Annotated in this window: 28 protein-coding genes; 16 read left to right on the forward strand and 12 right to left on the reverse strand. The window is 42.9% G+C overall.

The annotated features are described in order from the left end of the window. Positions 1-34: 34 nt before the first annotated feature. Entirely contained in the window at positions 35-1,213 is a 1,179-nt protein-coding gene (locus AB8P51_RS00545; protein ID WP_369746818.1) for an acyl-CoA dehydrogenase family protein, read from the forward strand. Between the two features lie 6 nt (positions 1,214-1,219). Here the strand turns inward: AB8P51_RS00545 and AB8P51_RS00550 are convergent, their stop codons facing one another. Together AB8P51_RS00550 and AB8P51_RS00555 are read right to left on the reverse strand one after the other, a co-directional pair. Continuing rightward, complete coding sequence (locus AB8P51_RS00550; RefSeq protein WP_369746819.1) at positions 1,220-2,272, reverse strand: phosphotransferase enzyme family protein; 1,053 nt, start codon at positions 2,270-2,272, stop codon at positions 1,220-1,222. Positions 2,273-2,292: 20 nt separating this feature from the next. Then, a complete protein-coding gene (locus tag AB8P51_RS00555) occupies positions 2,293-3,177 on the reverse strand; it encodes an NDP-sugar synthase (RefSeq protein WP_369746820.1) in 885 nt (294 codons plus the stop codon). 100 nt (positions 3,178-3,277) lie between these two features. Between AB8P51_RS00555 and AB8P51_RS00560 the strand changes: the two genes are divergently transcribed. From AB8P51_RS00560 to AB8P51_RS00570, 3 genes are all read left to right on the forward strand, one after another. Beyond that, a complete protein-coding gene (locus AB8P51_RS00560; protein WP_369746821.1) occupies positions 3,278-4,639 on the forward strand; it encodes a Gfo/Idh/MocA family protein in 1,362 nt (453 codons plus the stop codon). Positions 4,640-4,734: 95 nt separating this feature from the next. Beyond that, positions 4,735-6,096, forward strand: coding sequence for an oxygen-independent coproporphyrinogen III oxidase (gene hemN / locus AB8P51_RS00565; protein WP_369746822.1), 1,362 nt, complete (start codon positions 4,735-4,737; stop codon positions 6,094-6,096). Between the two features lie 18 nt (positions 6,097-6,114). After that, entirely contained in the window at positions 6,115-6,936 is an 822-nt protein-coding gene (locus AB8P51_RS00570) for a universal stress protein (protein ID WP_369746823.1), read from the forward strand. Positions 6,937-7,034: 98 nt separating this feature from the next. Here AB8P51_RS00570 and AB8P51_RS00575 read toward each other — a convergent pair whose 3' ends face one another. Then, complete coding sequence (locus AB8P51_RS00575) at positions 7,035-7,484, reverse strand: Rrf2 family transcriptional regulator (protein WP_369746824.1); 450 nt, start codon at positions 7,482-7,484, stop codon at positions 7,035-7,037. Between the two features lie 114 nt (positions 7,485-7,598). On the opposite strand from AB8P51_RS00575, the gene AB8P51_RS00580 reads away from it, so the two are divergent. The 10 genes from AB8P51_RS00580 (at position 7,599) to AB8P51_RS00625 (ending at position 16,245) form a co-directional block, all read left to right on the forward strand. Beyond that, on the forward strand, positions 7,599-8,102 hold the full coding sequence (locus tag AB8P51_RS00580) for a cytochrome c (protein WP_369746825.1): 504 nt from the start codon (positions 7,599-7,601) through the stop codon (positions 8,100-8,102). Between the two features lie 11 nt (positions 8,103-8,113). Continuing rightward, a complete protein-coding gene (locus tag AB8P51_RS00585; protein WP_369746826.1) occupies positions 8,114-8,698 on the forward strand; it encodes a fasciclin domain-containing protein in 585 nt (194 codons plus the stop codon). A gap of 35 nt (positions 8,699-8,733) precedes the next feature. After that, entirely contained in the window at positions 8,734-10,689 is a 1,956-nt protein-coding gene (gene nosZ, locus AB8P51_RS00590) for a Sec-dependent nitrous-oxide reductase (RefSeq protein ID WP_369746827.1), read from the forward strand. Between the two features lie 128 nt (positions 10,690-10,817). Continuing rightward, positions 10,818-11,462, forward strand: a complete 645-nt coding sequence (locus AB8P51_RS00595; RefSeq protein WP_369746828.1) for a hypothetical protein — start codon at positions 10,818-10,820, stop codon at positions 11,460-11,462. Then, a complete protein-coding gene (locus AB8P51_RS00600) occupies positions 11,459-11,890 on the forward strand; it encodes a nitrous oxide reductase accessory protein NosL (RefSeq protein WP_369746829.1) in 432 nt (143 codons plus the stop codon). Before AB8P51_RS00595 ends, AB8P51_RS00600 begins: the two co-directional genes overlap by 4 nt. Before the next feature lie 130 nt (positions 11,891-12,020). After that, positions 12,021-12,215, forward strand: a complete 195-nt coding sequence (locus AB8P51_RS00605) for a hypothetical protein (RefSeq protein ID WP_369746830.1) — start codon at positions 12,021-12,023, stop codon at positions 12,213-12,215. 74 nt (positions 12,216-12,289) lie between these two features. Beyond that, positions 12,290-13,525 carry a nitrous oxide reductase family maturation protein NosD gene (locus AB8P51_RS00610; RefSeq protein WP_369746831.1) on the forward strand — a complete coding sequence of 412 codons (1,236 nt, stop codon included), beginning with the start codon at positions 12,290-12,292 and terminating at the stop codon, positions 13,523-13,525. Next, the gene (locus tag AB8P51_RS00615) at positions 13,522-14,232 is read left to right on the forward strand and encodes an ABC transporter ATP-binding protein (protein WP_369746832.1); all 711 of its coding nucleotides are present in this window, start codon (positions 13,522-13,524) and stop codon (positions 14,230-14,232) included. Before AB8P51_RS00610 ends, AB8P51_RS00615 begins: the two co-directional genes overlap by 4 nt. Continuing rightward, on the forward strand, positions 14,225-15,007 hold the full coding sequence (locus tag AB8P51_RS00620) for an ABC transporter permease (protein WP_369746833.1): 783 nt from the start codon (positions 14,225-14,227) through the stop codon (positions 15,005-15,007). The genes AB8P51_RS00615 and AB8P51_RS00620 overlap by 8 nt, the downstream gene beginning before the upstream one ends. Positions 15,008-15,036: 29 nt before the next feature. Next, positions 15,037-16,245, forward strand: coding sequence for a hypothetical protein (locus AB8P51_RS00625; RefSeq protein ID WP_369746834.1), 1,209 nt, complete (start codon positions 15,037-15,039; stop codon positions 16,243-16,245). Positions 16,246-16,420: 175 nt separating this feature from the next. Here AB8P51_RS00625 and AB8P51_RS00630 read toward each other — a convergent pair whose 3' ends face one another. Next, on the reverse strand, positions 16,421-17,299 hold the full coding sequence (locus AB8P51_RS00630; protein WP_369746835.1) for an alpha/beta hydrolase family protein: 879 nt from the start codon (positions 17,297-17,299) through the stop codon (positions 16,421-16,423). Between the two features lie 69 nt (positions 17,300-17,368). Continuing rightward, entirely contained in the window at positions 17,369-18,118 is a 750-nt protein-coding gene (ric, locus tag AB8P51_RS00635) for an iron-sulfur cluster repair di-iron protein (protein WP_369746836.1), read from the reverse strand. A gap of 659 nt (positions 18,119-18,777) precedes the next feature. Between ric and nrdG the strand changes: the two genes are divergently transcribed. Together nrdG and nrdD are read left to right on the forward strand one after the other, a co-directional pair. Then, positions 18,778-19,227 carry an anaerobic ribonucleoside-triphosphate reductase activating protein gene (gene nrdG / locus AB8P51_RS00640; RefSeq protein WP_369746837.1) on the forward strand — a complete coding sequence of 150 codons (450 nt, stop codon included), beginning with the start codon at positions 18,778-18,780 and terminating at the stop codon, positions 19,225-19,227. An 8-nt stretch (positions 19,228-19,235) separates the two neighbouring features. Continuing rightward, a complete protein-coding gene (gene nrdD / locus AB8P51_RS00645; RefSeq protein WP_369746838.1) occupies positions 19,236-21,128 on the forward strand; it encodes an anaerobic ribonucleoside-triphosphate reductase in 1,893 nt (630 codons plus the stop codon). Positions 21,129-21,227: 99 nt separating this feature from the next. On the opposite strand, the gene AB8P51_RS00650 is transcribed toward nrdD, so the two are convergent. From AB8P51_RS00650 to AB8P51_RS00680, 7 genes are all read right to left on the reverse strand, one after another. Next, complete coding sequence (locus tag AB8P51_RS00650; protein ID WP_369746839.1) at positions 21,228-21,671, reverse strand: Rrf2 family transcriptional regulator; 444 nt, start codon at positions 21,669-21,671, stop codon at positions 21,228-21,230. 184 nt (positions 21,672-21,855) lie between these two features. After that, complete coding sequence (locus AB8P51_RS00655) at positions 21,856-22,362, reverse strand: DUF1643 domain-containing protein (protein ID WP_369746840.1); 507 nt, start codon at positions 22,360-22,362, stop codon at positions 21,856-21,858. 38 nt (positions 22,363-22,400) lie between these two features. Further along, entirely contained in the window at positions 22,401-23,099 is a 699-nt protein-coding gene (gene deoD / locus AB8P51_RS00660) for a purine-nucleoside phosphorylase (RefSeq protein ID WP_369746841.1), read from the reverse strand. Positions 23,100-23,109: 10 nt separating this feature from the next. After that, a complete protein-coding gene (gene deoC / locus AB8P51_RS00665; RefSeq protein WP_369746842.1) occupies positions 23,110-23,751 on the reverse strand; it encodes a deoxyribose-phosphate aldolase in 642 nt (213 codons plus the stop codon). 12 nt (positions 23,752-23,763) lie between these two features. Then, positions 23,764-25,035: an acetyl-CoA hydrolase/transferase family protein gene (locus tag AB8P51_RS00670; RefSeq protein WP_369746843.1), complete on the reverse strand. Its 1,272-nt coding sequence runs from the start codon at positions 25,033-25,035 to the stop codon at positions 23,764-23,766. A gap of 49 nt (positions 25,036-25,084) precedes the next feature. Continuing rightward, a complete protein-coding gene (locus AB8P51_RS00675) occupies positions 25,085-25,792 on the reverse strand; it encodes a sulfite exporter TauE/SafE family protein (protein WP_369746844.1) in 708 nt (235 codons plus the stop codon). A gap of 8 nt (positions 25,793-25,800) precedes the next feature. Continuing rightward, positions 25,801-26,247 carry a FixH family protein gene (locus tag AB8P51_RS00680; RefSeq protein ID WP_369746845.1) on the reverse strand — a complete coding sequence of 149 codons (447 nt, stop codon included), beginning with the start codon at positions 26,245-26,247 and terminating at the stop codon, positions 25,801-25,803. Positions 26,248-26,259 lie beyond the last annotated feature (12 nt).

Consider the following 26,259-nt stretch of genomic DNA (forward strand, 5'->3'; position numbering starts at 1 on the left):
CGACTTTAAATACCTTTGGAAAAACTATTTTACTATGAGGCCCGACCTATTTGAAGCCCCCGATTATTATCAATTGGATGATCTGCTTACCGAAGAACATCTGCTGGTTCGTGATGCTGCCAGGCAGTGGGTAAAACGAGATGTGTCTCCCATCATCGAAGAATACGCTCAGAAAGCTGAATTCCCAACTCAGATACTAAAGGGATTGGCTGACATAGGGGCATTCGGACCATATATCCCAGAGGAATACGGAGGTGCGGGATTAGATCAGATCAGTTACGGCCTGATCATGCAGGAAATTGAAAGAGGGGATAGCGGAGTAAGATCTACTGCATCGGTTCAATCCTCCCTGGTTATGTATCCTATTTTTGCGTACGGGTCTGAAGAACAAAAGAAGAAATACCTGCCAAAGCTCGCTACCGGGGAATTTATGGGGTGCTTTGGCCTTACAGAGCCTGATCATGGATCTAATCCCGGCGGGATGACCACCAATTTTAAAGATAAAGGCGATCATTACTTGCTCAATGGCGCTAAGCTCTGGATCTCAAATTCTCCTTTTGCAGACATTGCCATCGTCTGGGCGAAGAACGAGGAAGGGCGTATACACGGCCTGATCGTTGAGAGGGGTATGGAAGGTTTCTCCACCCCGGAAACACATAATAAGTGGTCATTGAGGGCCTCAGCCACTGGTGAATTAATCTTTGATAATGTGAAAGTGCCCAAGGAAAATCTGTTACCAGGGAAGAACGGATTAGGAGCTCCACTGGGATGTCTCGACTCTGCACGATACGGAATTGCATGGGGGGCTATCGGAGCTGCTATGGATTGCTATGATACTGCGCTGCGATACGCCAAAGAAAGAGTTCAGTTTGGAAAACCTATAGCGGCATTCCAACTGCAACAAAAGAAACTGGCCGAAATGGTCACAGAGATTACCAAGGCCCAATTGCTTGCCTTCCGTTTGGGGCAATTAAAGAATGAAGGAAGGGCCACTACGGCCCAGATTTCCATGGCCAAAAGGAATAATGTTGAAATGGCGATCACTATTGCCAGAGAAGCAAGACAAATACTTGGGGGAATGGGGATTACGGGAGAATATCCTGTTATGAGACATATGATGAATCTCGAATCTGTTCTCACCTACGAAGGTACCCATGATATTCATCTCCTGATCACAGGGGCAGATATCACAGGACATCAGGCGTTTAAATAAAGAGGGTTATTTACCAAGGACCGATTCAACAAGTTTTGAAATATCGTCTTTTTTTTCAAAGACTAATCGGGTGAAATAAAACAAATTCCGGCATCGATCCAGGTTTTGACCGGCATATGAAATCTGGTAATATACATCGTTGTTGAGGTAGTCTGTTAGTGCCCTCAGACCATGGAGGTAAGGCATAAGTGCCACTCCGGAGGGAATTGCCTGTTTCTCTGAATCGCTAAGCTTCAGTTTACTTTTCTCAATTCCCCTCAGAAATGCAGAGACCATTTCCAGGTCGAAGCTGATCTTTTTCAGATCTGTTTCATCCTCAGAGACCGGATTGGCCAGGGTCCTTATTGCATCCCCAAGATCATAAATTATATAACCCGGCATGACTGTGTCCAGGTCAATCATACAGAGCGCCTTACTGGTTTCTTTTGAGAAAAGTATATTGTTGAGCTTGGTATCGTTGTGGCATATGCGAACAGGCAGGTTTTCAAATCCTGCATCTAATTTGGAAAATGCTTTTTCCGCAAAATCGATTTCTTTCGAAGCAGACTTCAACCTTTGAGAATTAGCCTGCTTTAGGGTAAGAAGATATTCTTCTCTCCTTAAGCTGATATCGTGAAAACCGGGTAGCACCTCTCTGAAACTAGCAGCTGGTATATTCTCCAGGCAACTGTGAAAAACTCCCAGTATCCTTCCTGCCTCAAAAGCAATATCCGACTCATTCGTAAAATCAAAAGCTACACTGTTCGGAACATAGGTGAGCAGTCGCCAGAAGGCTCCTTCTTCATCTTTATAATACGGCAGCCGGGCCTTGGAAGGCATAAATGAGATAGGATGGTAATCCTCGGCTGTAAGCAGAGGTAAAACTGTCCGAAGGTTTTCCATCAAAGCCGGAACATCCGGGAAAACCTTGTTGTTGATACATTGTAAGATGTAAACGATACGGTTCCCTTCTAGAACCTGGTAGGTGGAATTGATGTACCCCTGACCTACAGAGTGAATCTTATAATCTCTCTGTTCAATGACAAAATGCTTCAGCGCCTTTGCTGCTGCCACCTCCATTTTTCAGGGGTTTTAAAAAATTAATTCCAAAGCGGGGAACGGTACTGCCCCTGGCTGGTCATATTCTTCAGATGGGACATTGCTGTTTCTTTGTCATTGGCATAGGTAACGCCAAACCACATGCTCTCAGAAGGAATAACCTCCACTTGAGTTGTCCCCTGTTTTAGCATGGCCTGAATAACAAATGGGAGGTAAACCTCTCCCTTTTCCAAATTTCCCTCTTCTTTAAAGAAATTCCGGATATCCTCTTCTATCTGATCGAAAATAACCGGTTTACAAACCCAGAAATTCATGCTTACCAACTCCTCGCCGGAGAATTTCAGTCCGGAATCAGCATCCGAAATTCCATTTTCTCCTTCTTCTATTTTTGTTCGTTCTTCTACGGAGATCAATGAATTCCCATCCTGTTTGCATACTCCCCGGGATACAGAGCCATATGGCGACAAGGTATCTTTCAGGGTATAAGCAACCAAGCCAAAGGAGTTGGGATCAGCTTCCCGGGATACAAATTTAGCTGCATTTTCAAAGGCTTGCTTCCCGTAGTAATCATCTGCATTGATCACAGAAAACGGTCCGTCAATAACCTTCCTGGCCGACCATACAGCATGGGCAGTACCCCATGGTTTTGTGCGCTCTCCCGAATAGGTAATTCCATCGGGAAGATCTGATACTTGTTGTGAAACTACATCGAGCTTAACGCCCTTGGGTATTCTTTTTGAGAGGTATTTCTCAAGAAAGTTCACATTGTCTTTCTGCGTTATCACAACGATGTGGTCGAATCCGTTTTCAAGAGCGTCGTAAATACTGAACTCCATCAGAAACTCTTCCTGAGGGCCAAGCCCATCGAATTGCTTGAGGGCTCCATACCTGCTACCCCTTCCGGCAGCCATTAGTAATAAGGTCATAAAATGCGAATTTGCGAGCAAAAATAAGTTTTTAGGGAACAATATGGAGAAGGACCTGGAGAATTTCATAAATTGATAACATCTAAAACCATAAAAAACCATGACCAGCAGAAGGCAATTTATCCGCAATACGGCCATAGCAGGAGCAGGTATGAGTATTGTTCCTCATTGGGTGTCGGCGACCCAAAAACCACATAATAAACTTGAAGAATTAAAAGTGGGACTCATTGGAGTCGGACTCCGAGGGACCAATCATTTACAGAATCTGATTTTGCGAGATGATGTTCGGGTTACTGCCATTTGTGATATTGATGCCGATCGCATTGCCTTATGCAGGAATTTGATCAAAGAAGCAGGAAAAAACGCTCCCCTTATCTTTGAGGGAGGCCCTTATGACTACCTCAATCTTCTCGATTCCAAGGAGGTTGATGCGGTGATTATTGCAACCCCCTGGCTCTGGCATACCCGGATGACCTTAGATGCGATGAAGGCAGGGAAATACGCCGGAGTAGAGGTTTCTGCTGCCAATACCCTCGAAGAGTGTTGGGATCTGGTAAATACACATGAAGCCACCGGCACCCATATGATGATCCTTGAGAATGTAAATTACAGACGCGATGTACTGGCCGTGTTAAACATGGTTAAACAGGAAGTATTTGGCGAATTGGTGCATTTCCGGTGCGGGTATCAGCACGATCTCAGACATGTTAAATTCAATAATGGAAAACAGCCATATGGCGGAGGTGTCGAATTTGGAGAGAAGGCTATTTCAGAGGCTCGCTGGCGTACCCTGCATTCGGTTAAAAGAAATGCAGACGTGTATCCCACTCACGGGCTTGGCCCTGTAGCCGTGATGGCAGATATCAACAGGGGCAACAGGTTTTTGTCGCTCACATCTCATGCGAGTAAATCGATAGGGTTGCACAATTATATTGTCAAGAATGGAGGTGAGGATCATCCCAATGCCGATGTAAAGTTTAAGCAGGGCGATGTGATAACGACCACTATTGATACCGCCCGGGGAGAAACAATCATCATTACACACGATTGTAATTTGCCCAGGCCCTATTCCCTGGGATTCAGAGTGCAGGGAGCTAACGGACTATGGGAAGTTGACGGGAATCGAATCTATATCGAAGGTAAATCAGAGCCCCATAAATGGGATGTTGCCAGTGACTGGCTTGCAAGGTACGATCATCCGCTCTGGAAAAAATACGGGGAATACGCGGCCGGTGCCGGCCACGGAGGCATGGATTTCTTCGTGCTACACGCCTTTGTGGAATCGGCCAAAGCCAATATTGCTCCCCCGCTGGATGCCTATGACGCGGCGGCCTGGAGTGCAGTGACCCCCTTGTCTGAGGCTTCAATACACCAAAAGGGGGAACCACAAAATTTTCCTGATTTTACGCGTGGACTCTGGATCAAACGAGAACCTTATTCCTGGATAAAGGATACCTACTAATTCGATATGCCGTAAGCGTTTTACGCAAAATGTAGATGATTTTTATCATATTTTTCTGTCTAAAGCCTCTGTATTTTTGATAGAAATCAATTAGTATGCTGAATCTTATCCAGAAGTATAACGTACAGGGTCCCCGCTATACAAGTTACCCAACGGTTCCTTATTGGGACATAAGTTCTTTTTCTGGCAAGGCCTGGAAGGAATCCCTTCAAAAAAGCTTTGTGGAAAGTAATGAAAAAGACGGGGTAAGTATTTACATACATTTGCCGTTTTGTGAAAGTATGTGCACATTTTGTGGGTGCCATAAGCGAATTACAAAGAGGCATGAGGTAGAGATTCCTTATATAAGTTCAGTTCTGAAGGAGTGGGCACTGTATTGTGATCTTTTCCAGGAAAAGCCTAAGATTAAGGAGCTGCATCTCGGAGGAGGAACTCCTACGTTTTTTTCCCCTCAACATCTGGAAATACTGCTAAAGGGGATTTTTAAACGGGCTGAGATTGCAGAAGAGCATGAATTCAGTTTTGAAGGCCATCCCAACAATACAACACGCGAACATCTACAGACATTGTATGATCTGGGGTTCAGGAGAGTGAGTTTCGGGGTTCAGGATTACAGCGATAAAGTACAACGTGCCATACACAGGGTACAACCCTTTGAAAATGTAAAAAACGTAACGGAATGGTCCAGGGAAATCGGATATACCTCTGTTGGGCATGACCTTATTTTTGGATTACCGCATCAGCGGATGGAAGATATAGAAGTGACCATTTCAAAGACCAGGGAATTATTGCCAGACCGACTTGCATTTTACAGCTATGCACATGTTCCCTGGATAAAAGGTATTGGGCAAAGGGGATTTAAAGATGAAGATCTCCCGACCCCCTCGGAAAAAAGAGAGCAATACGAATTTGGGAAGAAGTTGCTCACTGAGGCCGGTTATTTCGAAATTGGGATGGACCATTTTGCCCTGAAGAGTGATAGTTTGTATAAATCCTATGAAACCCAGAACCTGCACAGGAATTTTATGGGCTACACTTCCTCCCGAACACAGCTCATGATCGGGCTGGGGGCATCGAGTATCAGCGATAGCTGGTACAGCTTTGCACAAAATGTAAAAAGTATAGAAGAATATCAGCATTTGGTAGAAAACGATATTATCCCAATTTACAGAGGTCATATCCTTTCTGAGGAGGATTTGGTCATACGCCGTCATATCCTTAACTTGATGTGCAGGCTGGAAACATCCTGGGAAGATCCTTCCCTGAAATTTGATGATCTCGATCTGGTCCTGGACCATTTGAAAGAAATGGAAATAGACGGACTTGTAGATACTAATTATAATCAGCTGAGCGTTACAGAAGCAGGAAGGCCTTTCGTCAGAAATGTATGTATGGCTTTTGATCTTCTGATGCATAGGAAAGCTCCGGAAAAAAGAGTATTTTCAATGACTATTTAACCCTTTTAAAATCAAGCCATGAAAACAATTATCGTCCCAGTAGATTTCTCTGAACAATCCGAATATGCACTTAAGGTAGCCGCATCGCTGGCGCATAAGCAAAAAGCTGAGATTCTGGTACTGCATATGCTCGAATTGAATGAGGCAATGATAACTTCTACGGAAGGATTCCATCCCGAACAGACGGTATTCCTTCTCAAAGTCGCAGAAAAGAGACTGAATGAATTTTTGGATAAAGACTATTTAAAAGGAATTAAAATCACACCTGTCATAAAACACTTCAAGGTTTTTGGCGAGGTGAACGAGATTGCTGAGAAGCACAATGCCGCGCTGGTTGTTATGGGGTCTCACGGAACTGATGGACTCAAAGAGATCTTTATTGGATCAAATGCGGAAAAAGTGGTTCGATTCTCAGAAGTACCGGTTCTTGTTGTAAAAAATGAACTTCCCGACTTCAAAATCGACGATTTTGTCTTTGCCTGTAATTTTAAGAGTGAAAGTCTGGGAGCGTTTCAAAAAGCCAGGGATTTTGCATCCAGGGTAGGGGCTAAATTACATATGGTCTATATCAATACCCCGGGGGACAACTTCCTGAGCAACAACGATGCACATGAAAAGATCAACAAGTATCTTGAAATGGCAGGGGCAGGACAGGAAGTCACCATCTACAATGACTACAGTGTGGAAAAAGGAGTACTTAATTTCAGTGAGAGCATGAATGCAGATCTAATTGGGATTCCTACTCACGGACGAAAGGGACTTTCACATTTCTTTATGGGAAGTATTGGGGAGGACATCGCAAATCATTCAAAAATCCCCGTGATGACCTTTAAGATTTAAGAGCCTTCTTAATACAAATTAAAGTATTTATAACGCCGTGATGAGGGTCGGACCAGTGTATTATTTTGGGTAAGTATTGTGCCCTGGGAGAACATTTATCAGGAGAGAAATGAATAGCCTTTATCAAGCTTATTGGCAAGCTCTCCAATGGTCATCTTTTTCAATGTATTTAACAAGACTGCTCGCGTTGGATTTACATACTCATGAAGGGGACAGGGATGTTCAGCATTACAATCTTCTATACCTAAGACACAGGCTTCCAGTCTATGGTTTCCATCAATAATTTCGATCACTCTGTAAACCGTCTGCTCTCGGTTTACATCGGTAACATAATATCCACCCTTAGGTCCTTTCATAGATGAAATAATCTGATGTTTAGAAAGTTGCTGTAAAAGCTTGGCTAAATATGCCTCAGGAACATTAATCGTATCATATATGTCTCTGACCATAATTTTTTGGTCTTCATTAGAATGGTTGGCCAGGTGGAGTACACCTTTAATTGCATATTTAGAAGAATTGCTGAGCATGCGTAATTTATCTGACTTCAAAGATTAAAAGATATTTTTATCCTAAATATGACAAATATCATATTTGCCGCCCTGCTACCCCCCTAAATTTGTGCATTATTAAGTTTAATTTAAAAACAATAACCATTGAAGATTATGAAAACAATCCAAAGTAGTTTTTCAGTCTTATTTGCCCTAATGCTTTTGGGCTGTGGGGGTAAGGAGGAAAAGAAAGAAGGGTTTAGCGTAGATCGTGCCAAATCTACCACGAAAACAGAGCAAACCCAGGAAGTATCTGATGAGGTACCTGCTTCTCAACGAATTACATTAGACAACAAGGGTGTTGGGCAAATCAAGTCCCTTCCGCTTGATCCCGAAATTGATCAGGGAATGGCTGAAGAAGGAGCCGCCATCTTCAAAACCAATTGTACCGCCTGCCATAAAATTGACAAGCGATTTATTGGCCCTTCACCGACAGGTATCATGGAAAGGAGGAGCCCCGAATGGATTATGAATATGATTCTGGATCCTCAGCTCATGACTGAACAGGACCGCTGTGCTAAAGATCTGTTGGTTGAATTTAATGGAGCTGCCATGGCCAATCAGAATATGACTGTGGAACAAGCCCGTGCAATTCTAGAATATTTCAGAACCTTATAATTAAACCAAATATGAAAACAATAACTAAACTGGGTTTTTCTTTCCTCACTGCACTATTAATGATTGTTGCGGTAGGATGTAAGAACGAAGCCAAAAACACAAATGCAAGTAACACAGACAACACAACTACTTCAGAGGCAAAAGAACAAGGGCAGGCCTTTATTGAAGATGATGAATCTCAGCCAACAGTGCTGGATATTGCCATAGGATCGCCAGATCACTCTACCCTTGTAGCTGCAGTACAGGCTGCTGATCTGGAAAACGTACTGGTAAATGCAGGGCCATTAATGGTCTTTGCCCCAACCAATGAGGCATTTGATGCCCTTCCGGCAGGGACGGTGGAGGATCTTTTAAAACCCGAAAATAAGGGCGCGTTGGCAAATATCCTGAAACATCATGTTACCCCCGGTAATTACTCCAAGGATTTCCTGAAGAAGTTTAAAAAACTTGGCCAGGCCAACGATCAGAATACAACTGTGGAAGTCAAAGGCGATGACGTCTTTGTAGGTGGCGCAAAAATTGTTGCCAGCGTTGAAGCAGGTAATGGAATTGTGCATGTGGTAGACAAAGTAATTTTACCTCCTTCCGAAGAATAATCTAACTATAGAAATAAATACTAAAAACAACTACAATGAAAAAACTAAGATATTCCTTGCTGACATTTTTAGGGTTGGCGCTGGTGATAACCGGATGTAATGACTCCGGAAAATCCTCTAATGGCGCCCTGTCGTCCAACGCAGCAGAAAAAGTATACGTAGCTCCGGGAGAACAGGACGAATTCTACGCCTTCCTTTCAGGAGGTTATAGTGGCAACCTTACCGTTTACGGACTTCCTTCAGGGCGTATGTTTAAAGAGATCCCTGTTTTCTCGCAATTTCCTACCTCCGGGTATGGATATTCTGAAGAAACCAAACCCATGCTGAATACTTCCTTTGGCTTTGTTCCTTGGGATGATCTTCACCATCCGGATATTTCACAAACTAATGGCGAACTCGATGGCCGGTGGATTTTTGTCAATGGAAACAATACCCCCAGGATAGCACGGGTAAGTCTCAGCACTTTCGAGACCGAGGAGATCATTGAGATACCCAATAGTGCAGGAAATCACAGTTCCTCCTTCATTACGGAAAACACCGAGTATGTAATCGCCGGAACACGTTTTTCAGTACCTGTCCCACAGAGGGATATGCCAATTAACGAGTATAAAGGCAATTTTAAAGGGGCATTAAGTTTTATCAGTGTTGATCCTGAAACTGGCAGGCTTGATATTAAATTCCAGGTGATGATGCCCGGATTTAACTATGACCTTTCTCACCCTGGGCGAGGAGCTTCCCATGGATGGCATTTCTTCAGCACTTATAATACGGAAGAAGCCAACTCTTTGATGGAAGTCAATTCTTCTCAAAATGACAAGGATTTTATCGCAGCCATTAACTGGAAGAAGATCGAAGAATATGTGAACAACGGCGGTGGAACCAAGATGGCCGCAAATTATGCCCACAATGTCTACGACGAGGAAACCCATATGGGAACCACTACTATGAAAAAAGAGGTGCTAACCGTAGATCCTACCGAAGTACCTGGAGCGGTATTCTTCCTTCCTACTCCTAAATCACCTCACGGATGTGATGTGGACCCCACCGGGGAATATATAATTGGCGCGGGTAAACTATCTGCTGATATTACTGTTCACTCCTTCACTAATATGCTTGCTGCTATTGAGCAGCAAAAATTTGACGGTGAAGCTTACGGCATTCCGATTCTCAAGTTTGAGGACGTGATGGCTGGAGTAGTAAAAAGTGGGGGCCTTGGTCCGTTACATACTGAATTTGACGATAAAGGAAATGCATATACTACCTTCTTTATTTCTTCTGAAGTCGTTAAATGGAATGTAGGGTCCTGGGAAGTTATTGACAGAAAACCTACGTATTATTCTGTAGGTCACCTAATGATTCCCGGAGGAAATTCCAGAAAACCATTTGGCAAGTATGTCGTCGCAATGAATAAAATCACAAAAGATAGATACCTGCCTACCGGACCTGAAATGGAGCACTCTGCCCAGATCTATGATATTTCCGGAGAGAAAATGGAGTTGATATACGACTTTCCGACACACGGTGAGCCTCATTATGCGGCCGGATGCCCGGCTGATTTACTTCGTGCAAACTCCAAAAAGATCTATCGCCTCGATGAGAATAAGCATCCTTATGCAGTCACTTCACCCGATCAGGCAAGGGTAGAGCGGAATGGGAATGAAGTTCATATCTATATGTCAACAATCAGAAGTCATTTCACACCCGACAATATTGAAGGTGTAAAGGTTGGGGATAAGGTTTTCTTCCATATCACAAATCATGAACAGGATTTTGACGTACCTCATGGATTCTCTATGATAGGACAAAATACTTCTGAATTGTTGGTTATGCCAGGGCAGACTAAAACCTCGGTATGGGAACCTAAAAAGGTAGGAGTATGGCCTTTCTACTGTACCGATTTTTGTTCGGCATTGCATCAGGAAATGCAAGGCTATGTTCGAGTATCACCGGCCAGTTCAAATATTGAACTCAGCTGGACCCTGGGAGAGTAAGGTTTAATTGGTTTTTTTCTGAATGAAAGCGGGCAGCGTTATTATTGACCTGCTCGCTTTCTTCTTTCCTAAACGAATAAATTAATAAAAGCAGGACTTTATTGAATCTGCACTAATTGATGAATGAAATGAAAAAGGCAAGTATACTGATGATTATAGGCCCCTTATTTCTCTTAGGACTATATGTTTTTCCATTGTGGACGATCATGCTTGGTGCTCCGCAATATCCGGATCCTCTTGGTATGAATATTCATATAAATGGGATCAGGGATGTCAACGAATTTGATATCCAGAATATCGATGGACTAAATCATTACATTGGTATGAAAACCCTTCCCAAACCTGAGGAAATGTGGGAGTTTAGTACTTTCCCAATTGTTATAGGGATAATGATTGGTCTTGGAGTACTTGTGGGGATTCTCGGGTATTTAAAAAAAGTCGATTTTCGATGGTTTTTAGGCTGGTTTGTTTTGATGTCTGTTCTCGGGGTGCTGGGGATGTACGACTTCAACGAATGGATGGTAGACTATGGCACGAATCTAGATCCTAATGCTATTATGAAACTGGCCAATCCTGACGGTACACCTATGTCTTATAAACCACCTCTGTTCGGATATGCCAAGATGCTCAACTTTGAAGTGTCATCCCTCCCATCAACAGGCGCCTGGATGATGTTTACCGGAATGATGCTTACTCTGGTTGCTTCCTACATGGGTTGGAAAAGCAAAAAAATATCGAACGTCAGAAAGACAAAACCTTTAGCTGCCTCATGAAAAAAGTATGGCTTTTGATTACATTCCTGATCATTGGATACGGATGCTCTAGGGGACCAAAACCCATTGATTATGGTTCGGATGGTTGTCATTATTGCAGGATGACCATTGTTGACCGGCAGCATGCGGCTGAGATTGTTACCCAAAAAGGAAGGGTGTATAAATTCGATGCCACTGAATGTATGCTCAATCAATTGAAGGATTTTGAAGAGGTAGAGCTGGAATTGTTTCTGGTCAATGATTATGATAGCCCGGGCACACTGATAGATGCCACCAAAGCGACATTTTTGATCAGTAAAAATATTCCCAGCCCTATGGGGGAATTTCTGACAGCTTTCAAAACTCCTGAGAATGCTCAGGAGGCAAAAAATGTAAATGGAGGCGAGCTCTACACCTGGGATGAATTAAAAGTAAGATTTGAAAACTAAAAAAAATGATTATCAAGGTTCAGCGGTTTTTCCCTGCCAAAAGAAACAGACAATAATTGGGCCCGAAGCCAAATCCTGAACCAAACACCACCCGAAGATTAACCTTATCACATAAAATATCAATACCAGCATGAAACGCTTAAGAATAGTTTTCTCAGGATTCCTATGCCTTTTTATTACCCATGTTCTCGCTCATTCATATGACCACTGTGCACATTGTTCCATGGATATCAGAAATGACAGGTTCAGAGCAAAGGCTGTGACCAATGACGGCAACACGCTTACCCTGATGCAGAATTTGGACCCCCATGTATCAAAACTATAATGGTATCTTTATGGACTTAGATTATACGGTGAACGCTTCGATCATGCACACAGTATTGTAAGGAAAATGAATAGATGAATCTAAATAAAGTAATTTCGGTCTTGTTCCTGATGTTCTGTTGGTCTGCCCAGGCCCGGACCGTTGAGGTCTGTGAGTCCTGCCCCGTTAAGACTATTCGCGAGGGAGTTGCCCTGGCCTCGGATTATGACACACTTCTGGTCCTTGAAGGAACCTACAGGGAATTCAATATCCTGGTAGACAAACCCCTAACCATCTTAGGACGGGGATACCCGGTCATCGATGGAGAGGAACAAGGGGAGATCATCAGGATTGCCTCAGACCATGTTACTGTTGACGGCCTTTATATTATTAATGTGGGGACAAGTTATACTTCAGATTATGCGGCAATCAGGGTGGTAAAAAGCACTGATTTCCTGATCCAGAATGTTGTACTTGAAAATCTTTTCTTTGGGATCTATATTGAGAAATCGGAACGTGGCAGGATCTATCACAACAAGATCATCGGGGATGCCAGGGATGAGTATAATTCAGGCAACGGGATCCAGCTTTGGTATTCCAAACACGTGGAGGTGGAACGAAACATTGTCAGTGGCACACGGGATGGGATCTATCTGGAGTTCTCTGACTATATTACCATAAGGGATAACCATAGCCTGGATAATCTCCGGTATGGCCTTCACTTTATGTTTTCCAATGATGACATGTATACTGATAATACCTTTGAGCGGAATGGGGCAGGAGTGGCCGTAATGTTCTCCAAAAGGATAAAGATGTATGGAAATACCTTTCGAAAAAACTGGGGTGCGGCAGCCTACGGGATGCTCCTGAAGGAGATCAATGATGCCGAAATTAAAGGGAATACCTTTGAAGAGAACACCGTTGGAATCAACATCGAGGGCTCCAACCGCATCGTATATGAGGGAAATGATTTCAGGAATAACGGATGGGCAATAAAGGTTTTAGGGGCATGTTATTCCAATACCTTTACCCGAAATAATTTTCTTTATAATTCCTTTGACATTTCCTATAACAGCCGATTGAATGACAATGTGTTCGACAGAAATTACTGGAGTAACTATACAGGATACGACCTGGACAAGAACGGTGTGGGAGATGTCCCCTACAGACCCGTAAAACTGTTTTCCTATATTGTGAACCGAACACCAGAAACGATTATTCTTCTAAGAAGTCTGTTTATGGATATCATCGATTTCTCGGAAAAAGTATCCCCCGTATTTACACCAGACAATCTGTTTGACGCTAACCCTTTAATGAAAAAGAACCCATGATCCACATAAAAGATCTCCATAAGAAATTTGGAAAGAACGAGGTGCTCCGCGGCATTGATCTGGAAATCAGTTCCAGAGGAATAGTCGCTATCCTGGGGCCAAACGGTTCCGGAAAGACCACACTTATCAAATCTATCCTGGGCATGGTACTGCCTGATAAGGGATCTATTTCGATTTCCGGAAAAAACATCAGAAACCAATGGCGATACCGCAAGGAAATCGAATATCTGCCTCAGATCGCGAATTTCCCGGGCAACCTGAAGGTAAAAGAACTCATAGAAATGATAAAGGACCTCCACCAGACCACGACTAATGAAGAACAGCTTATCGATCTGTTCGGGCTGCAACCTTTTCTCGACAAAAAACTGGGAACGCTATCAGGCGGAACCAAGCAAAAAGTGAATATTGTACTCACCTTTATGTTTGACAAGCCCTTGATCATCCTGGACGAACCTACAACAGGCCTGGACCCCAATGCCCTGATCCGGCTTAAGGAACTGATCCGTTACGAAAGGACCAATGGGAAGACCATTTTACTGACCTCGCATATCATGCACTTTGTGGAAGAAATGGCCGATGAGATTATTTACCTGCTTGAAGGCCAGATCTATTTCAAAGGAAGTGTGGAAGAACTGAAAAAACAGACCAAACAGAACGATGTTGAACATGCCATAGCGGCCATTGCAAACAAATCAGCCCATGTTTAAAATCCTTAAATACAGTTTTTTTGACCTGATGAGGAGCAGTTGGAGCTATTTCTATTTTTTATTCTACCTGGCATTGGGCTTTGTCCTGCTTTTTTTGAATAACGATGTATCTAAAGCGATAATTACCCTAATGAATATCATCATTGTGCTGGTCCCGCTTATTGGGACCATTTTCGGAATCATGTATTATTACAATTCCAGAGAGTTTACAGAACTATTGTTGGCCCAGCCAATAAAAAGATCTTCGATCTTTTTGGGACAATACCTCGGGGTAGCCCTCTCACTAACCTTGAGCTTGCTGTTGGGACTGGGAATACCTTTCGTAGCATATGGATTATTAAAAAGCACCGTAATCTTTGATTTTTCCCTCTTGCTGATGAACGGAACATTTCTGACCCTGATTTTCACCGCACTGTCCTTTAACCTCGCACTGATGCATGAAAACAGGATCAAGGGTTTTGGGTATGCCATCCTGGTCTGGTTGTTCCTGGCCGTTATCTACGATGGTTTGTTCCTCATGTCCCTCATTGTTTTTGAGGAATATCCCCTGGACACTTTCTCCCTTGTCGCTACCATGTTCAATCCTGTTGATCTCTCCAGGACACTGATCCTGCTCAAACTAGACATTTCTGCCCTATTGGGCTATACGGGGGCCGTCTTTAAAAATTTCTTTGGCACCAATCTGGGTTTCATAATTTCCATGACCGCCCTTCTGCTTTGGACCATTCTGCCTGTTTGGCGCCTTAGTTATTTGTCAAAACGCAAGGATTTTTAAGCTAAAAGAATGCTCAGGGAACGGCTGTCATGAATCTAAGGAACCATATCCATACAGCGCTGTTCTATTTTGCCATAGCGGCTATACTGGGAGTCGTCCTAAGGTCGTTCGGGCTCTTTGGCTGGGCAGTTGAATACAAGTACATTGTACATACCCATTCGCACATCGCCCTCCTTGGTTGGGTTTATCTTGCATTGACCACCATTTTGGTTAAGACTTTCCTGAACCCTGAAGGGCAGAGTACGAACTATCGCTATCTTTTCTGGTTTACCCAGCTTACCCTTTGCGGGATGCTGCTGACATTCCCTATTCAGGGCTATGGCGCATTTTCTATTGCATTTTCTACCCTGTTCCTCTTTGCATCCTACTGGTTCTTCTGGTTTTTTTCAAAACATGTTAAAAAGGAACTTAAGGAACGATATAGCTATAAATTCATCAAGGCCTCCCTCTGGTATATGGTGCTTTCCAGTGCGGGTCCCTGGGCCCTGGGAGGGATAATCGCAACTTTGGGCCCCGCGTCCATCTGGTATCGTATGGCTATCTATTTTTATCTGCATTTCCAATACAATGGGTGGATGATTTTATCCTTGGTTGGGTTAGTGTTATTCATTCTGGAGCAAAGACAAACGCAGTTCCCGAATATAATCCTCAGGCCACTCTACTGGTTATTAAACATCGGGGTTATCCTTACACTGCTTTTGTCTGCGCTATGGGTAGAACCGCCGCTGATTTTCAACTATTTAGGGGCCTTGGGGGCAATACTTCAGCTTGCTGCTGTCTTTTTGTTTTTGAAGATGTGCTGGGACTTTGCCCGCAAGTCTCAGATTCCCGTCTTCAGAAGAAGACTTATGAGAATCATGGGTCTGATCGTATTTTTCAAACTCATTTTGCAGGGAATAGGTGCAATTCCCTACTTCTCAGCTTTGGCAGTACGTATATTGGATTTTACCATCGGATACCTTCATTTAACATTTCTGGGCCTCATTACCCTGGGTATATTCCTGGTGCTGGAATATTGGAAGATGATAAAAATACCCCGCGGGTTGTACATTATGTACTTATCGGGCTTTGCTTTAACGGAAGGACTGATCTTTTACCGGGCGATGGCGAGCTGGCTCAATTTTCCGGTTTTCGGGAATTTCTCCATGGCACTATCCCTGGCCAGTTTATTTCTTGCTTTGGGCATTGTTAGTATTTTGGTATCTAATATACGATCTGGCATTTTCGGAAACAGATGATTTCCATCGGCAGCCGGCAACCGACCAAATACCTGCATTGAGAGTAATGGGGAACTATAGAAGTGAGAAAAATTTATTCCGATCTCTGGAAACCCTGTCTTTGTTGGAAACATGACATAAATGGGTTCTGACCTATCTTGATTTAAATACAATTGTGAGGGTTTCAGCAGGGTATTCACCTGGACTTCGAGTACATGATCCAGTCATATAGGTCATGCATCAGTTGGCCAGACACATTTTTATAGGAGTGATTGGTCTGGTAGATGAGACACCTTATATTTTGAGATTTGTTCTTTTTTAGCTGCCGGTATAGAGGAAGAATATGGTCCTCCATGCTCACCGTAGAATCATCAAGGCCACCGACCATCAGAATATCCACATCGGCCAATTTTGCGGATTGGTTGTAAATATCAAAATGTTCCCGATTTAGAAGTAGTTCCTTGATAGGCACCTCAAATTCAAAATCTACCGGACCATCTGGCTTTTCGATTTCCCTGAAATACCCGGAATAGGCTATTTGCAGATCCTGGCTGGCATCCAGTTGTTGAGCAAATATCCCTAAATCTCCTCCTGAGATACTAATAACCCTTTTTATACTCGGATCGTTCACCGCCTGGATCATGGACATATGCCCCCCAAAACTGTAGCCTCCAACGACAAGTCGGGTAGTATCTAAAGGGTATTTTGCAGCGAGGTCATCTGATTTTATGAAGCTCAATGCTGCGCCAATATCTTCCAGGGAGTTTGAAAGGCTTTGCTTTCCGCCACTCTCAAAACATCCCCTGAAATCGAAGGTAAACACATTGATCCCCTTTGCTGACAAGGTTTTCCCGATATTCCAAATATCCCCTGTTTCCATGAAACCCTGGCTAAAGATCAGGGTAGGGGAAGCCGGAGTACCTGATTTGTAGAAATATCCTCTGATCTCATACCCATGGCTATCAAAGTAAAGGGTATCACATGGCGATTGTCCATAGGAAAGGGCCATTGAGGCAAGAACCGCAACTAAAGTGGCAAGAATTCCTGTCTTTCTCTTGTTGAATGATGTTCTCATTTTCAAGAATATGTTATTTCCTTTTGTAACGAGAATAAGCAAAATACTGCTAACTAGTCAACTAAATAATCATATGGCTTGATTTCTGGGCATTTTTAGCACCATCTCCCGCTCCAACTTCTCAGCCTTTGGAAAAAGGATATTATTTTCCAGGTGGACATGCAGATGTAAATCCTCTTCAAACTCCTTTAGCATTAAAAAGGCTACTTTGTATGTGCTGCATGCATCCGACGGAGGGGTATAGGAATGGGTAAGACTGGATATTTTACTGAAAATATCTCCGGCGCTTTCATGTTCGTCCCGCATGGTCTGAATGGGGTTGGTAACGGTGAGGAATCTGGGTGATTCTACAGCTTCATTATGCTTTAAGGAAAGGACCATTTTCCGGATAAAGGGAAACAGGACGAGCTCTTCCTTTTTCATGTGCATGGTGAGTTCGCCAGCACACTCTGAGAACAACCTGTAAATTTCCTTTAATTCAGGATGCCTTTCACCATGTACTGTATTGATCTTGTGCAGATATTGCTTTAATATTGGAATTCGTTCCTCTACATAGCGATGATGTTTTTGCTCAATGTGATCTGCCAAGACATTGAGGGGCAATGTGTTGAAATTGTCCCCCTGCTTTTCGCCATCGCTTGTCAAGGCTTCAATCTCTTTCACCACTATTTCCACCTCTACTTTCTTTTTGCTGCACACCTCGTAAAGGTTACGATTTCCATTACAACAAAAATCAATACCATATTTGCTGAAAACTGCCGCGCTCCTGTAGTCCTCTGCTACTATTTGACCAACTTCTTTATCTAATAAACTATTCATAATGATTGACCTATAAATTATTTAGAGCAAATATAAATAATAAAATATAAAAAGGTCATATTATAGTTATTTAAATGAAAATTTTTTTCTTTGATGGTGTAAATCTATTCCGAATCCAAATAATAACTAAAAAGGAATGATTGAAATCATGGTTGCATATTCATAAATCAAATAATTGAAGGTATACACAAAATGAAAGTTCAAAAAATGGATACTGCCACTAATGGCATCAAAAAAACATTGATTATTGAATGAATACTAAAAATCTGTGGCAGCCCCTACTGTTTTTTTATTTGTCTAGCAGGAGTGTGAATGATCGGTTTTTAGACCTATGACGATGCCTTGTCAGTGATCAGTTATGAAACGGAATACTTACCTGAACTTTCCTTGATAAAACAATAGTCCTGTTACCCACCTACCTGTTTTCACAGGCCTGGGTAGAGGACAGCATGGGTATTAGGAAATAACCAAGTACCAAAATCTTCATCTCAATCCCAGGCGGCGGCATATCCGACAGTGTTAATGTCTGACCCACAGGGTAATATTCCCAGTCTCAAGCATTGTTAAAAACCTTTTAATAACTCAATAGGATAACACCAAATTTTATAACTTTTGAAATTAATTTTAAAAAAGATAAAATAATCATTTAATCCTGTATTATGTATTGTTATGATTTTCACGTTGTTCTCCAGGAAGTTCCTGGGGAGATAAGTCTCTGTTTTACCATATCGGGTTGTCCCCTGCGCTGCGAAGGATGCCATTCCCCTTTCTTGTGGAAAAAAAGGAATGGAGAAAAAATAACCTCCCGAACCTATAAACAGATACTGAAGCGATATTTTGGTTTTGCCACGTGTGTCGTGTTCATGGGAGGGGAATGGCATAGGAATGAACTGATCAAGAAACTGAAGTATGCTCGTAACCAGGGATATAAAACATGTCTCTATTCCGGTGCAGAGGATGTGGATGAAAAAATCCTGGAACACTTAACCTGGGTGAAGACTGGTAGGTGGGATAAAAATAGGGGTGGTCTCAACAGCAAAACGACAAATCAGGTTTTTCGGGAGGTAAAAAGCAACAAAGTACTAAACTCTTTATTCATCACTAATTAAATATAGATATGATACGACTCACAGAAGAACAGATTACAAACAAAATCGAATTTATTACCCATTATCTGCATTCAGATAATGCAGCAGATGGTTCCAAGGTAGATGCCAACGCTAACGTTACTTCAAAAAACATCGCCACCATGGAAGCCGAATTGAACAAGGATATCAATATTCAGGTAAACAGGATATTGGTAAAACAAAAGATCTCTTCCCTGTTCGGGCCTGAGCTGGCGGAAGAATATATAAGGCAGATCGAGTCGCACGAAATCTATGTACATGATGAAACCTCATTAAAACCCTACTGTGCCTCCATCAGTATGTACCCCTTCCTGCTGGATGGCCTCACCAAACTAGGGGGAGAAAGCCAGGCACCCAAGCACCTGGAGAGCTTCTGTGGAGAGTTTGTCAACCTTGTATTTGCTGTAAGCTCCCAATTCGCCGGCGCATTGGCGACCGTAGAATTCCTGATGTACTTCGACCATTTTGCAGCCAAGGACTATGGAAAAAACTATCTGGAAACCCATGAGAAACTTATTGCCAACCATTTGCAACATGTGATATACGCCATCAACCAGCCCGCTGCCGCCAGGGGGTACCAATCTGTATTTTGGAATATTTCCCTATATGACAGGCCTTATTTTGAGAGTATGTTCGGCGATTTTGTATTTCCGGATATGGTGCGTCCCCAATGGGAAAGCGTCAAAAACCTTCAGGCTTATTTCATGAAATGGTTCAACGAGGAACGCACGAAGGCTGTTCTGACCTTCCCTGTGGTGACAGCGGCTATGCTGGTTAAGGACGGGAACCCTGCAGATAGTGAATTCTCCGAGATGTGTGCAAAAGAACTCAGTGAGGGAAATTCCTTTTTTATCTATCAGTCTGAAAATGCGGATAGCCTTGCATCCTGCTGCAGGCTGCGTAATGAAATCAGTGACAAAACATTCAGTTATTCATTGGGTGCGGGGGGCGTGGCCACGGGCTCTATCAATGTTATTACCTTAAACATGAATAGGCTTATACAGCAAAATGCGGATATAACAGAGGAGGTCAGAAAGGTACATAAATACCAGGTCGCTTTCAGAAAGCTAATTGATGAATACAATACAGCAGGCATGCTACCGGTTTACCGATCGGGGTTTATCTCCCTCGATAAACAATTTCTTACTATTGGAATCAATGGCATGGTGGAAGCCGCGGAAAGCAGAGGAATCGAGGTAGGAAACAATGCATCGTACAAAAATTTCGTCAATACATATCTGAAAGCGATCTATCAGGAAAACAGGATAGCCAAAGAGCAATATGGATACATGTTCAACACGGAGTTCGTGCCTGCAGAGAATCTGGGGGTAAAAAATGCCAAGTGGGACAGGGAGGATGGATTGTTTGTGCCCAGGGATTGCTATAACTCTTACTTTTATGTCGTGGAGGATGATAATACAAATTCACTGGATAAGATCATTCTGCATGGAAAAGAGATCATTCAGTATCTGGATGGTGGTTCCGCATTACACCTGAACCTGGAGGAAACGCCTAACAAGGAAGGGTTTTTAAAACTTATCCACGCCACGGCCAGGGCCGGGTGTAATTACTTCTGTTTTAATATCAGAATTACGATCTGTAATGATTGTTCACATATCGACAAGAGGACCATATGGCAATGTAGTGGCTGCGGATCGTCTAATATTGATCATGCTACCCGGGTGATCGGGTATCTGAAACGTATTTCAAATTATAGTTCGGGCAGGCAGAAAGAACATCAGCTCCGGCATTATCACACCCAGAATAAAAGTAGCCTTGCCAATAACAGGAGGGAAGAGCTCCAACAAAGTTTAAGGGCCCATAAAGTTGGGGATAAGAATGGAGCAATTACGGAGGAGGTGAATATGGCAGACAGACGATAGGTAGATCGACAGGAGGACTATGTCATGCCAAAAGGATATCCCTGACGAATTTATTTGTCGGGGATCGTCTTTTCCAATATTTAATGGGGTTCCTGAAGTTTAAATAATTCCTTTTAAGGAAATTATAGTCCCGTCCTTTTTCATTTCCTCGACCAGAGTAACAATGCTCTTCTCCTTAAAATGGGCCAATAAATTTTCTTTGAAAGGGGAGACGATATGGTGTACCGGGCAGGGATTGACGTTGTTGCATTTGACCAGGCCCAAAAAACAATCGTCAAACTTGAATTCCCCGTCAATAGAAACGATGATATCCCACAACGTATTGGACAGGTTATCCTCGTTGAGAAAAAATCCACCTCCGGGCCCCTTGGAAGATGAGACCAGATGATCAACAGTTAGCTTTCTTAGCAATTGCGCCAAAAAAGGCTGTGGAACTTCCAACTCCTCTGCAATAGTCTGAGCTTTCAGTTTGTTCTGTTCACTGCTCTTCATTCCGAGGTAGATTACTGCTCTAATGGCATATTTACAAGCGTTTGTCAGCAAAATTAATACAGGATTAAGTAAACAATAAAAAGGTATTATGATCTAAAAATAAGGAATTATGCTGATTCCTGATTAGAACGATCGGGATTTCCAAAAATACAGACCACCCTCAGTTCAGAAATAGCCCTATCTCAATTCCTGTATGTACATGTTGGAAAGGTTATCTACTTAAGTCATATGGCTCTCAATGGATCTCAAAGGGCTCTATGAAATCAGTATACCTTCCTCTGGAAGGATGCTTCCTCGTCATCAAAATTTCTTTCTTTCCGAATTTTTTGAGCATATTGTGGCTCATCTGCTGGCGCTCAGAAAACGGATTCCTTTTCCCCCAGGCAAGAAGGACTATATCGGCATCACGGATAGCTCTTTCAAGATAGATGTCATTTTGTTTCCCAATATCCTCTTTCTTTCCCTCAAAGTCCCGGGTTTGAATACGGGCAAACTGATTGACAATAATACATTGGTTTACCTCTCTGAATTCTGGTAATTCCTTTTCAAAAATGAGTTTTTCCAGAAATTGAACCGACTTGTCAGCGATGTCTTCATCAGCCACACTTGGATTTTGCATGATAACACAGACGGTTTTGCCAGGTTTCCTGCGGAGATCTTTTATTGTCAGTAAATATCGAAATCGCCTGCAGTCCGAAAAATATGCTTTTGCCTCAATTTGTGGTAGATGCCTGTATGTCATTTTTCCGAAAATAAAGCACTTACTTAGCTCAGAACCTATTAAGCGATATTCAAGGCGATTTCCGCCATGTCATTAAAGCTACTTTCTCGTTCTTCCGGACTTGTAGCTACACCGGTTACAAGGGAATCTGAAATGGTCAGGATAGCCAGAGCTTTTACTTTGTGCTTGGCTGCAATTGTATAGAGTCCGGCTGTTTCCATCTCCACACATAAGACTCCGTAATCAGCCCACTTCTTATAATCGTCTAAATCATCTTCATAATAGAGGTCATGTGTAAGGATGTTCCCTGCTTTAATTGAAATATTGTTGGCCTTAGCATAGGTTTGTGCTTTCTCGAAGAGTTCGAAATTCGCAGTGGGGGCAAAATGACCCCCGTTAAATCGCTGATCATTGATGGAAGATGTTGTGGAGGCAGACATGGCAAGGATCACATCCCTAATACCAATCTCTTTCTGATAGCTGCCAGCCGTCCCAACCCTGATGAGATTTTTAGCCCCGTACATATTTATCAGCTCGTGGTAATAGATCATAGCCGACGGGATCCCCATACCACTTCCCTGAACAGAAACTCGCTTCCCATTGTAAAATCCGGTATATCCCAGCATCCCGCGAACCTGATTGTAGCAAACAGCCTTATCCAGGTAGGTTTCTGCTATCCATTTAGCCCTCAGCGGATCTCCCGGTAGTAATACGGTTTCAGCAACATCACCTTTTTTCGCATTGATATGTGTACTCATAACGTGTATTTTATTCCTTCATCATTTTCACCCCTGATGATGTGCCGATTCTTGTTGCTCCTGCCTTGATGTACTCCAGGGCAGTTTCCCGGTCCCGGATGCCTCCTGAGGCTTTAATCCCGACTTTATCCCCAACGCTTTCTTTCATGATGTTAACTGCATTTAGGGTTGCACCTTCGGGTCCGAAACCCGTTGAGGTTTTAACCATGTCTGCACCCCCTTCGAGGCATAATTCACAAGCCGTCCGGATTTCTTCATCTGAAAGATAGCAAGTTTCAAGGATCACTTTGAGTACCCCTTTTTGAATTGCACTTTTAATACTCTTAATTTCGGTGATTATTTGTTGATGTCGACCTGATTTAAACCATCCAAGGTTGAGGACCATATCAATTTCGTTTGCTCCGTGTTTAATACAGTATTTCGCTTCACTGATCTTGGCCTCTGTTGCCATTGCGCCCAGTGGAAATCCTATAACAGCAGCCAGTTTAACTTCTGATGTACCGAGTATTTCCCGAGCAAGTGGAAGGTAACAACTATTGACACAGGCCGCATAAAAATTATGGTGTACTGCCTCTTCACATAGGGCCTTAATATCGTCTTCTGTGGCCGTAGGTTTTAGCAGGGTATGGTCTATGTATTGATTCAAGTGCATTTTATGTTTTCTTTAGTCACGTTCAAATCTTTCATAGGCAGCTTTGGAAAGCTCCTCTCTATGGTTGGGATGGGCGATGGAGATCAAAGCCTTAGCCCTTTGGTGCAGGTTCTTACCGAAAAGGTTGACCACACCAAATTCTGTTGCCACATAATGTACATGGGCCCTTGTAGTGGTAACACCTGCCCCGTGCTTTAAAGTAGGTGTAATCTTAGATAATCCATTTTTAGTCTGGGAAGTGAAAGCAAAAATGGGTTTACCTCCTTCAGAAAGGGAGGCAGCACGGATAAAGTCCATCTGTCCGCCCACCCCGGAGATTTGTCGGGTACCCACACTATCGGCGCAGATCTGTCCGGTAAGGTCGATTTCAACTGCACTGTTAATCGCAGTAACTTTTGGATTTTGCAGAATAACATTCGTGTCATTTGTATAGGCAGCTTCTTTGAAGTTGACAATGGGGTTATCATCTACAAAGTCGTATAAATCCTGTGAGCCAGCCGCAAAACAGGTAACGATACGTCCCGATTTTAATGTTTTTTCTTCCCCGGTGATCACCCCTTTTTCTACCAAGGGAAGTAAACCGTCGGAAAACATCTCGGTATGTACGCCCAGTCTTTTGTGATTATCCAGATTGGTGAGCACGGCATTGGGAATATTACCTATTCCCAACTGCAGAGTGGCACCATCTTCGATCAACTCAGCCACATGCCGTCCGATCTGATGTTCGATGTCTGATATGGCACCCATGGGATGAACATGCAGGGGGGCATCCACTTCTATGGCAGCATCAATCTCACTGAAATGAATGATGCCATCTCCGTGTGTTCTGGGTACACAGGGATTAATTTGCGCAATAACGAGTTTGGCTGTTTGAATTGCCGGAAGGGTAACGTCTACCGAAACTCCCAAAGAACAATATCCGTGTTTGTCTGGGGGGGAAACCTGGATCAATGCCACATCAAGAGGAAGTATATTCCTTCTGAAGAGCAGATGGATTTCACTCAGAAATATGGGGATATAATCCCCCTTATTGGTATTGACGGCCTTTCTGACATTTCCCCCAACAAAACAACTATTGATTCTAAATGCTTTGTTGTAAGGAGGGGTGGCATAGTGCACGCTGCCTTCCGTATGAATGGAGATGATTTCCACATCCGATAAGTGTTCATATCGGTCGCATATGGCATTCATAAGGGTATTTGGAGTCATGGCGGCTCCCTGCAGGAATACCCGGTCGCCCGATTTGATCAGGGCGGCGGCTTCCGTTTTCGAAACAATTTTCATTCTTTAATAAGTTAAGGTCCTGTAGTTTCCCCGGATTAGAGGAGAGGGTTCAGGGTTGATGACATTCTATTTGCGTTGTTATTTGAGGCGATGCAGGTTTAGGGGACAAATATGGGATTCCCAGACCCATTCCGCGTAATATAAAAAGGATACCGATCACCAGGACGAAGATAGGGATTAGTCTTCGGATTTTTTGCCGTATCTGTGGTTGTAAAAGGCCTCCAATATATGCAGCTGTGGTCATCAGGGGGATTGTTCCCAAACCAAACAGGCCCATATACATAGCTCCACTATATGGTGATGCCATTGCAATTGAGGCAAATAAGGCCATATAGACAAGGCCACAGGGTAAAAAACCATTGAGGAAGCCTATGGTGAGAAAGGTATCCGGAGTTCTCTTTTTCAGCGCTTCACCTAAAGCTGATTTAACCCTCGATACACCTGTGTATATCGGGCGGGAAAAACTGAATTTTCTCATATATTTCTCCGGAATCACAATGGCCAGGATGATTATGGCCCCAATAATGATCGACAGGTTTTGTTGTGCCCCGAAGAGATACAAGCCTTTGCCAAAGAAACCAAAGGCCAGACCCATTATACTATAAGTAAGTATCCTGCCAAAATGATAGAGAAAGAGCTGGCCGAACATCCTGGTCTTGTTATCTCTGCTCAGAGGCAACATAAAGGCTATAGGTCCGCACATTCCAACACAGTGAAGACTACCGAGCAATCCCAATAAAAAAGCGGTATAAACCATTTTCTCAGTTAATAGGTAAAACTTTTTCTGAACAGATAAGTTTCACCTTCATATTCCCAGCTAACATCAATGTCCCAGCGACCATCCAACAAACGTTTGTCAGGTATGAGCAAATGTGTATTGGATAAACTTATTGGAAAGTCAAAATCCAAGTGTTTATTGGACGGCCTGTAAAGGGACACTTTTCCTTTTATTTCGGAGGGTACCATATCTTCAGGAAACCGGACTGTCATTCCGGAGTCGGTTCTGATCAGTTGTGGAGGATAGGGTAATTTACTTACCATTTCCATGGCGTCAATCTCCTTCTGGTACGACAGTTCCTTTTTGTAATAATCCTCTGTAACCAGATCGTGATTAGCCCTGTCGTCCATACTCATCCTGATAACAAAGAAGAGGATAAAGGCAATAAAGCCTATAAACGACAACACAATTCCCGTACCCCAGTTAATTTTCATATTTCTTTTCTT

Origin of the sequence: Muriicola sp. SD30 (genome assembly GCF_041205185.1) — a bacterium.
Lineage (GTDB): Bacteria > Bacteroidota > Bacteroidia > Flavobacteriales > Flavobacteriaceae > Muriicola.